We start from the raw sequence: 7157 nt of genomic DNA on the forward strand, positions 1-7157 counted from the left end.
GACGCGTGGGCCGAAACGGCGACGAGATCCGCAGCCCCAGTGACGTGAAGGCGCTTGCGCACCAAAACGCGCATGACACGCGCCGCCGTCGAGAAGGTCATCTGGTCGAGCGGGCCTTCGCCCTCCCACGGCTTGGTCAGCCGTTCGGTGACGGCGCCGACGATGTTCATCGGCACGATGTCGGTGCATTCGCGCATGGCTTCGAAAACGAAGCTGATGGGGATGACCCGTCCTTCGTGGGTCACGATCGGTTCGGTCAATTCGCTGTCCCATTCCTCGAACGCATAGAGCGCTTCGCGAAACAGCTGCTGGAGGTTGAACGGCGCGTGGCCGTCATGAAGTGGCGGCAGTGCATTCATCATGTCTGTCTCCTCTTGATGGGTTGAAGCCAAAGTCCTCCGGTTTCGGTCGCGCTAACGCGGGGAACGGAACGTTTTGCTGCCCCCTGCGAACCGAATAACACTATTGATTCTATAGAGTAACGCGCCGGGGTAAAGCCCATTTATCCGCCGCCATGGAAGCGAATTCCATAACACGCTGATATTCTTGCGTGTTTTAGACGAAATTTTCTCCGTGCACACCTGTCTTAAAAATCTATGCCACCTGCCCGAGATCGCTCCGGAATGGCACGGCAAGGCGAAAAAACCCTGAAAAATCACGGAACTTTTATGGCTGTAATCTGTTTTGTTCTCACAATTCGCAAAACACACTGGGGTTACCACCAATGACGCAAATCCGTGAACCGGAGCGCCGAAGCAGGATCCTGCGCGGCCGTCCCTATAGCCTTGATGAATTCGCCGCCAAATATGGCCTGCGCGGCGAGCAGGCAGAAAGCCTGTTTACCCGTTTCGGGCCCTCCTCGATCGAACTCGACCTGCTGATGGCAGCCAAGCGCCGGCCGCCGGTCCTGCAGGACAGAATTGCCGAATAACACTGAATGGAATGGATCGATGAGCGACAGCCGCCACGAATGGATCAGCAAAAGAGCTTACGCGATCTGGGAAGAACAGGGCCGGCCTGATGGCCGCGACGACGAGCACTGGCGCCAGGCAGTTGCCGAACGCGAGGCGCTGGAGCGCACGCAGGCCTCTGTCGATGGTCGCGAGGTGCTGGTGAAGTTTCGTCCGAAACCGCAGCGGCCCGAAGTGCCGCGTCAGGACTGGGTCAATCCTTCGACAAAGGTCGGCTGACCCTTCCCTCGTGCCGGCTCAGCTCAGGCTGAGCCGGAAGCGCGCCTGAAAATCTCCCTGCCACCACATCGGGAAATTGGTTCCCCACTTATTGTTGTGCAGATTGAAGCGGATGCCGGCGGCAAAGTCCGGCAGCGTCTTGCAAAATGTCATGAAATCCCAGCTTTGCGGCGCAACCAGCGGCGCATCGAAGGTTTCGATCGTCAGCGGGCCATCGGCAAGATCACCACGTGCTGATGTCACCGCCTGCAATTGCCCGCCGCCGCTTGTCGCAATATTCCCGGATCGGTGCCAGAGGCCCATCTTGCGGAAATTCCAGTCCCCGGCACCATCAGGCGTGAAGGAGAGGAAGCTTGCCTCCGGCATGCGGTTGGCCGGCTTGTCGTGCAATGTCAGGCTGAGGTTCAGGCGATCGCCCTCGGCGGAGAAATGCAGCATCACATGCGGCGGCGCGCCATATTTCTGCACGGCCTCGGCAGGCATCGACAGAAGGATGCCCGCCCCATCAGTCGCTTCCAGCTTCGGCAGAAAAACCTTCGAAAGTGCTGCCTCCGACCGGGCAAGCCCCGGCTTGTCATGGTCGAGCACCGCCCATTCCTGGCGATGGGTCAGGTAGGTTTCCATGTGCCTGATAACGTCACCGGCATCGTAGCTCTCATATCGATAGGCGATCAGCGAGCCGTCGCGGCCGGAGATCGTCCGGCCGGAGGGCGAGGTGATTTCGGCCACATCGCCGCTCGCACCGTCGAGCGCGATCGACCAGCCGCCGGCCTGCAGGCGGAGCTCGCGCCCGCCGCCCTCGATCACCGCAGGCGTGGCGATTTCGGCAAGCACCGCCTGGGCCGCCTTCCGGTCCGTCTCGCCGAGTTCCGAGACCGCCTGGTCGAGATAGGCGCGCTGCTCGTCCCATGAGGCTTCGGTATAGGCAAAGCGATAATCGGATCGGCGCGCGGCCTCGAAATCGGCCCGCGACCATGCCTTGTCGTCGCGCAGATAGGATTTGACATCGACGCCGCAGGTATGCTCGGCCACCATCGCCAGTCCGCGCCCGAAGGCGAGACGTCGCGCGTCGAGCCCATCCGCCGCGAAGCGGTCATAGAGCCGCTGCAGCGCGAGGAACCGCGTCGTCTTCACCGGATCGCTGGCGCTGCCATGGATCCAGCTGTCGCCGAGTTCCAGCTCGATGACAGCGAAACGCTCGCGCTCGCTCCAGAGAATGGCGCCGTAATCCTCGAGCGTCGCCGCGCGGATGACCGCATCCGGCTGACGGGCGCGTAATTCGCGATAGGCCTCGGCCGTCTGCGGCACGCTCTGCGGCCCCATATTGTCGTTGGTATGGGCAAAGCTCAGCCCGTCCTCGAAACCGTCGGGGAAACAGGTCTCGCCATAGGAGCGCTGGTACATGACGACCACTTCCTCGCCGCCGGGCGCCCGCCAGCGGAAGATGTCGGGCACATCGGGCAGCGGTGAGGCCGTATTGACGCCGAGATGCAGGAAGCGAATGCCCGCCTCGGAAAGCAGCGGCACCATGCCGAGCGTATGGCCGGGCACATCGGTCATCTTCGCCGCGATCGTCGTCTTGCCGAATCGCCGGTCGAGCTCCTGCGAATAGGAAAGCCCGGCCCGGAAAAGTTCAGGCGACATCAGCTCCGTATGCGTGGTGAACGGCAGACCGTGCCAGCGGATCAGCCCGCGCTCGATCGCCTGTTCCAGCGCTGCCACCTCTCCCGCCGAGCGCGAATTCAAATGGTCCCAGATCAGCCAGGCGCCCGTCGTCCAGATGAATTTCGGCTCGTCGGGATTTTCGGCATGAAAATGCTTGGCCGTTTCGATCGCCTGCGGAATGAAGCGCTCGTGATATTGCCGGCGGACTTTCTCGGCATGATCGGTAAAGCCGATATCGAGATGGGTCTTGAAAACCAGATGCACGCGCTTTTCAGTCATTCCATTCCACTACATCGGTGATGACAGTCGAGACACTCTGCAGCCAGTGGCGGCACAGGTGTGTAACCGTTTCCACAAACATCATTGCTCCTGCCGCAAATTCTTCGTCAACCCGTTTTGGCACAAATCGATGAAATCGTGCGGGTTTATTAACCATATATCCGAAAACGCTATCGTCCGACGCTTTCATCGTAGAATCGAATCGCGACAAGAATGAAGACGTGTTCATCGATAATTATATAGAAAGGCGGCGGGACTTCCTTGCTGCCGCGCCCGGGTGGTGCGCTGTTTAGCCAAGGAGAAAAGCCTGAGCCCTTCGGGGAAGCCGATTATCAGAAGGCGTTGGTTTCCTGGCAGAGCGCCCGGTGAACCTCGGTCCAGAACAGCGCCAGCGGCGTGTCGCCGTTGCGTTCGGCAACGAGCGCGCGAATCAGCGCTTCGGAGCCTGCCATGTCCTGCCAGCTGGATTTCAGGCCCTTGGCGGCCTGTTGGCATTCGGCAATCGCGAATGGTCTCTTGCTGTCCATATGAGGTCTCCTCATGAAAGGCGCTAGCAGATGGGACCCGGATTGTCATTCCCCGCATATGTGGGGATGCCTTGTATTTATGACAGCGCTCGCGGTAGGATTGAGGGGATTGGGGCAGTGGAAATGATTGAGAATACCTACAGCGAAAAGTTCGAGTCCGCTTTCGAACAGATCAAGGCTGCGGCCAATGTGGATGCCGCCATCCGCATTCTCCAGGCGGAATATGGCCTGGATTTCGTCACCTACCATCTCGCCCAGACGATCGCGGCCAAGATCGATTCGCCCTTCGTGCGCACCACCTACCCGGATGCCTGGGTCTCCCGCTACCTCCTGAACAGCTATGTGAAGGTCGATCCGATCGTCAAGCAGGGCTTCGAACGCCAGCTGCCCTTCGATTGGAGCGAGGTCGAGCCGACGCCGGAGGCCTATGCCATGCTGGTCGATGCCCAGAAGCACGGTATCGGCGGCAACGGCTACTCCATTCCCGTTGCCGACAAGGCGCAGCGCCGCGCGCTCTTGTCGCTGAATGCCCGCATACCGGCGGAAGAATGGGCCGAACTCGTCCGCCGCTGCCGCAACGAATGGATCGAGATCGCCCATCTCATCCACCGCAAGGCCGTCTACGAGCTGCATGGTGAAAACGATCCGGTGCCGGCATTGTCGCCGCGCGAGATCGAATGTCTGCACTGGACGGCGCTGGGCAAGGATTACAAGGATATTTCGGTGATCCTCGGCATATCGGAGCACACCACGCGCGATTATCTGAAGACCGCCCGCTTCAAACTCGGCTGCGCCACGATCTCGGCCGCCGCTTCGCGGGCCGTGCAATTGCGCATCATCAATCCCTAGCGCATGTCGTTGTCGCAAAACCGCTGCACACTTTTGCGCGATATGCGCCCCCCTCATCTGAGGGGGCCCATCTGAGGGAATTTCCGAACCGGCCCGCTTGAACCATTCTGCTTTCCACGAACTTGAAAACGCTGGAGGGCAAAATGTTCGTTATCATTCAGGCACATGAGTATCAGAAATACGCTGCCGTACTCGACCAGATGTTTCGCCTGCGCAAGAAGGTCTTCGCCGATACGCTCGGCTGGGACGTTCCCGTCATCGGCCCTTACGAACGCGACAGCTACGATTCGCTCGCCCCAGCTTACCTCGTCTGGTGCAACGACAGCCGCACCCGCCTCTATGGCGGCATGCGCCTGATGCCGACGACAGGACCGACCCTTCTCTACGACGTCTTCCGCGAGACGTTTCCCGATGCCGCCAATCTGATTGCCCCCGGCATCTGGGAAGGCACGCGCATGTGCATCGACGAGGAGGCGATCGCCAAGGATTTCCCCGGTATCGACGCCGGCCGCGCCTTCTCCATGATGCTGCTTGCGCTTTGCGAATGCGCGCTCGATCACGGCATCCATACGATGATTTCCAACTACGAGCCCTATCTCAAGCGCGTCTACAAGCGCGCCGGCGCCGAAGTGGAAGAACTCGGCCGTGCAGACGGCTACGGCAAATACCCCGTCTGCTGCGGCGCCTTCGAAGTCTCGGACCGGGTGCTCCGCAAGATGCGCGCCGCCCTCGGCCTCACCCTACCCCTTTATGTCAGGCACGTGCCGGCCCGCTCGGTCGTGACCCAATTCCTGGAGATGGCAGCATGAATCGCCTCGCTGAAACCACCACGCAGACCGCAATACAGAAGGATATCGGCGCTCTCGAGCGCCATGTTCTCGCATCCCGCGACATCGCCACGCAGATAGGGGATCCCTTCCTCTCCTATCTCCTTTCGATGGCGCTGTTCACGATCTACGAGAAGAAGGCCCATCACGAGAACGAGGCGCTGAAGAGCAGCTTCAGCTGAGGGTGTGGTTCCCCTCCGCCCCGCCTGAAGACGAGCATGTCTCCCGGCGCCTCTCGCGCAGCCGCAAAAACAGTCCCCGTTTTGCGGCTGCGCGCCCCTGTCCTGTCATCAGGGTTTGCCGTTACGTCATCAGAGAATCGATCGTCGAAACCAGCGTATCGTGCATGTAGGGCTTCGGCAGGAAGGCGGTATTGGCGGGCAGCGCCATCGGATCGAGCCGCACCATGCCCGAGGTGATGATGATGCCGATGTTCGGTCGCATCGCCCTCACCCGATTGGCAAGCTGGAGACCGTCCATCGAACCGGCCATATTGACGTCGGTGAACAGGATATCGACATCCTGCCTGCCCTTCAGCACCACCAGAGCTTCGTCGGCATTCGCCGCTTCCAGCGCCACATGACCGACCTCTTCCAGCACATCGAGAATATTGAACCGGATCAGCGGTTCATCCTCCACGATGAGCACCACGGCACTGTTCGAAGCCACCATCTGCGATCGCCCTCTTCATGCGGAATGTGACTTGGATAAGTGTAGCCCGCGCGAGAAGGTTCCAGTGGCTGCCCACGAAATATGCATCGTCCACAGATGCTTGCGCTCACCGCTTGTGGCTCCCCCGGATTTGCGTTAGAGCGGAAACCGTGCTGCGGGAACCATTGCCCCGGCACCCAAGCGCCGGACACCCGACGCCAGGGCCTGTAGCTCAATGGTTAGAGCCGGCGGCTCATAACCGCTTGGTTGGGGGTTCGAGTCCCTCCGGGCCCACCAACATTTCAAGATGCTGTATCTCGCCGGTCGCTGTAGCCGGACGCGAAACCGCAATTTTGACACTAGATTCCGGAATTTTCGAAATCTTTTGAAGCATGCTTGAGGGCGGGGTTTGATGGCGCGTCATTCGATGATGGTGGGAGCTGCGGACCTAGTCTCCACCAAAGTTCCCCGATTTCGAACGTACCTCAGCTAGATTTTCGTAATTTCTAATGATTGAATCATAAGCTCTTTTGGTTGCCTCGAGATCGACATTCAACGGAATGAAGGCATCGCATTTACCAAGCAGTCTTCGCTGATCCCAATCCCACACTTCAAGGACACCGTTGAGTATATAGTCGCGAACAAATCGCATGACGCTTGCGTAGCTTCTGGCCGCGCCCTCCGATCCGTCGTCGGCCGTCCTCAGCCCATCCTTCACATTTATCTGTAGTCGTTCCTCTGCGAAATTCAGCCACAGCACCATCTCTGTAAGGTTGTCATCAGAGGTGCACATGACAGTCGCACAGCCATCCGCAATCGCTATTACCTCAGAACGAAGGTTGGTTAGCGCCGCGAACCCTTCACTGCGTGCCAACGACACTGTAAGCCTAGGAAGCAGCGGCCAAAGATTTCGCTCCGGCGAGGCGCCTGCCTTTATGGTCGCCACGGCACCTTCGCCGAATATTTCGTAGAAGCCCTTGAGTTCGTAAAGGTGCTCTTCCCAAATCGTTTGGCTGCTCTTCACACCGAAGTGGTGCTCGATGGCGTATTCCGCCAACACCTGAGCAACAGGCAAATCTTGTCGCATCCGCCGCATATCAGCCGGATCCTCAGGGTTTGCAGTAGTGCCAAAGGCGTGGGCCACAGCGCAGCGGTTGGACCCGTAAAGG

10 protein-coding genes and 1 tRNA gene are annotated in these 7157 nt (G+C 59.6%); 6 read left to right on the top strand and 5 right to left on the bottom strand.

The window, feature by feature from the left end; all coding sequences use genetic code 11:
- On the bottom strand, window positions 1–362 hold a 362-nt coding region (locus FY112_RS25565; RefSeq protein WP_151519566.1), incomplete at its 3' end, for a hypothetical protein.
- 362 nt (window positions 363–724) lie between these two features.
- Here FY112_RS25565 and FY112_RS25570 point away from each other — a divergent pair.
- Complete coding sequence (locus FY112_RS25570) at window positions 725–931, top strand: hypothetical protein (RefSeq protein ID WP_017961372.1); 207 nt, start codon at window positions 725–727, stop codon at window positions 929–931.
- A 19-nt stretch (window positions 932–950) separates the two neighbouring features.
- Entirely contained in the window at window positions 951–1190 is a 240-nt protein-coding gene (locus FY112_RS25575; RefSeq protein ID WP_017961373.1) for a DUF2934 domain-containing protein, read from the top strand.
- An 18-nt stretch (window positions 1191–1208) separates the two neighbouring features.
- On the opposite strand, the gene FY112_RS25580 is transcribed toward FY112_RS25575, so the two are convergent.
- Both FY112_RS25580 and FY112_RS25585 read right to left on the bottom strand, forming a co-directional pair.
- Window positions 1209–3134: a DUF5054 domain-containing protein gene (locus FY112_RS25580; RefSeq protein ID WP_151519564.1), complete on the bottom strand. Its 1926-nt coding sequence runs from the start codon at window positions 3132–3134 to the stop codon at window positions 1209–1211.
- 332 nt (window positions 3135–3466) lie between these two features.
- A complete protein-coding gene (locus FY112_RS25585; RefSeq protein ID WP_017961375.1) occupies window positions 3467–3661 on the bottom strand; it encodes a hypothetical protein in 195 nt (64 codons plus the stop codon).
- A 123-nt stretch (window positions 3662–3784) separates the two neighbouring features.
- Between FY112_RS25585 and FY112_RS25590 the strand changes: the two genes are divergently transcribed.
- The 3 genes from FY112_RS25590 (at window position 3785) to FY112_RS25600 (ending at window position 5519) form a co-directional block, all read left to right on the top strand.
- A complete protein-coding gene (locus FY112_RS25590) occupies window positions 3785–4510 on the top strand; it encodes a LuxR family transcriptional regulator (RefSeq protein ID WP_017961376.1) in 726 nt (241 codons plus the stop codon).
- Window positions 4511–4653: 143 nt separating this feature from the next.
- Window positions 4654–5319, top strand: a complete 666-nt coding sequence (locus tag FY112_RS25595) for an acyl-homoserine-lactone synthase (protein WP_017961377.1) — start codon at window positions 4654–4656, stop codon at window positions 5317–5319.
- Window positions 5316–5519, top strand: coding sequence for a hypothetical protein (locus tag FY112_RS25600; protein ID WP_017961378.1), 204 nt, complete (start codon window positions 5316–5318; stop codon window positions 5517–5519). Before FY112_RS25595 ends, FY112_RS25600 begins: the two co-directional genes overlap by 4 nt.
- A gap of 121 nt (window positions 5520–5640) precedes the next feature.
- On the opposite strand, the gene FY112_RS25605 is transcribed toward FY112_RS25600, so the two are convergent.
- Window positions 5641–6009: a response regulator gene (locus FY112_RS25605; protein ID WP_017961379.1), complete on the bottom strand. Its 369-nt coding sequence runs from the start codon at window positions 6007–6009 to the stop codon at window positions 5641–5643.
- Between the two features lie 200 nt (window positions 6010–6209).
- Between FY112_RS25605 and FY112_RS25610 the strand changes: the two genes are divergently transcribed.
- Window positions 6210–6285: transfer RNA gene (locus FY112_RS25610), tRNA-Ile, on the top strand.
- Between the two features lie 151 nt (window positions 6286–6436).
- Here FY112_RS25610 and FY112_RS36925 read toward each other — a convergent pair.
- Window positions 6437–7157, bottom strand: a 721-nt coding sequence (locus FY112_RS36925) for a hypothetical protein (RefSeq protein ID WP_210384809.1), incomplete at its 5' end; no start/stop codon positions are given.

Source organism: Rhizobium sp. PEPV16 (genome assembly GCF_008919455.1).
In the GTDB taxonomy this organism is placed as follows: Bacteria; Pseudomonadota; Alphaproteobacteria; order Rhizobiales; family Rhizobiaceae; genus Rhizobium; species Rhizobium leguminosarum_Q.

Coding starts and splice junctions, on each gene's coding strand:
- FY112_RS25570 (WP_017961372.1), top strand. CDS start 725: ATGACGCAAATCCGTGAACCGGAGCGCCGAAGCAGGATCCTGCGCGGC.
- FY112_RS25575 (WP_017961373.1), top strand. CDS start 951: ATGAGCGACAGCCGCCACGAATGGATCAGCAAAAGAGCTTACGCGATC.
- FY112_RS25580 (WP_151519564.1), bottom strand. CDS start 3,134: ATGACTGAAAAGCGCGTGCATCTGGTTTTCAAGACCCATCTCGATATC.
- FY112_RS25585 (WP_017961375.1), bottom strand. CDS start 3,661: ATGGACAGCAAGAGACCATTCGCGATTGCCGAATGCCAACAGGCCGCC.
- FY112_RS25590 (WP_017961376.1), top strand. CDS start 3,785: ATGATTGAGAATACCTACAGCGAAAAGTTCGAGTCCGCTTTCGAACAG.
- FY112_RS25595 (WP_017961377.1), top strand. CDS start 4,654: ATGTTCGTTATCATTCAGGCACATGAGTATCAGAAATACGCTGCCGTA.
- FY112_RS25600 (WP_017961378.1), top strand. CDS start 5,316: ATGAATCGCCTCGCTGAAACCACCACGCAGACCGCAATACAGAAGGAT.
- FY112_RS25605 (WP_017961379.1), bottom strand. CDS start 6,009: ATGGTGGCTTCGAACAGTGCCGTGGTGCTCATCGTGGAGGATGAACCG.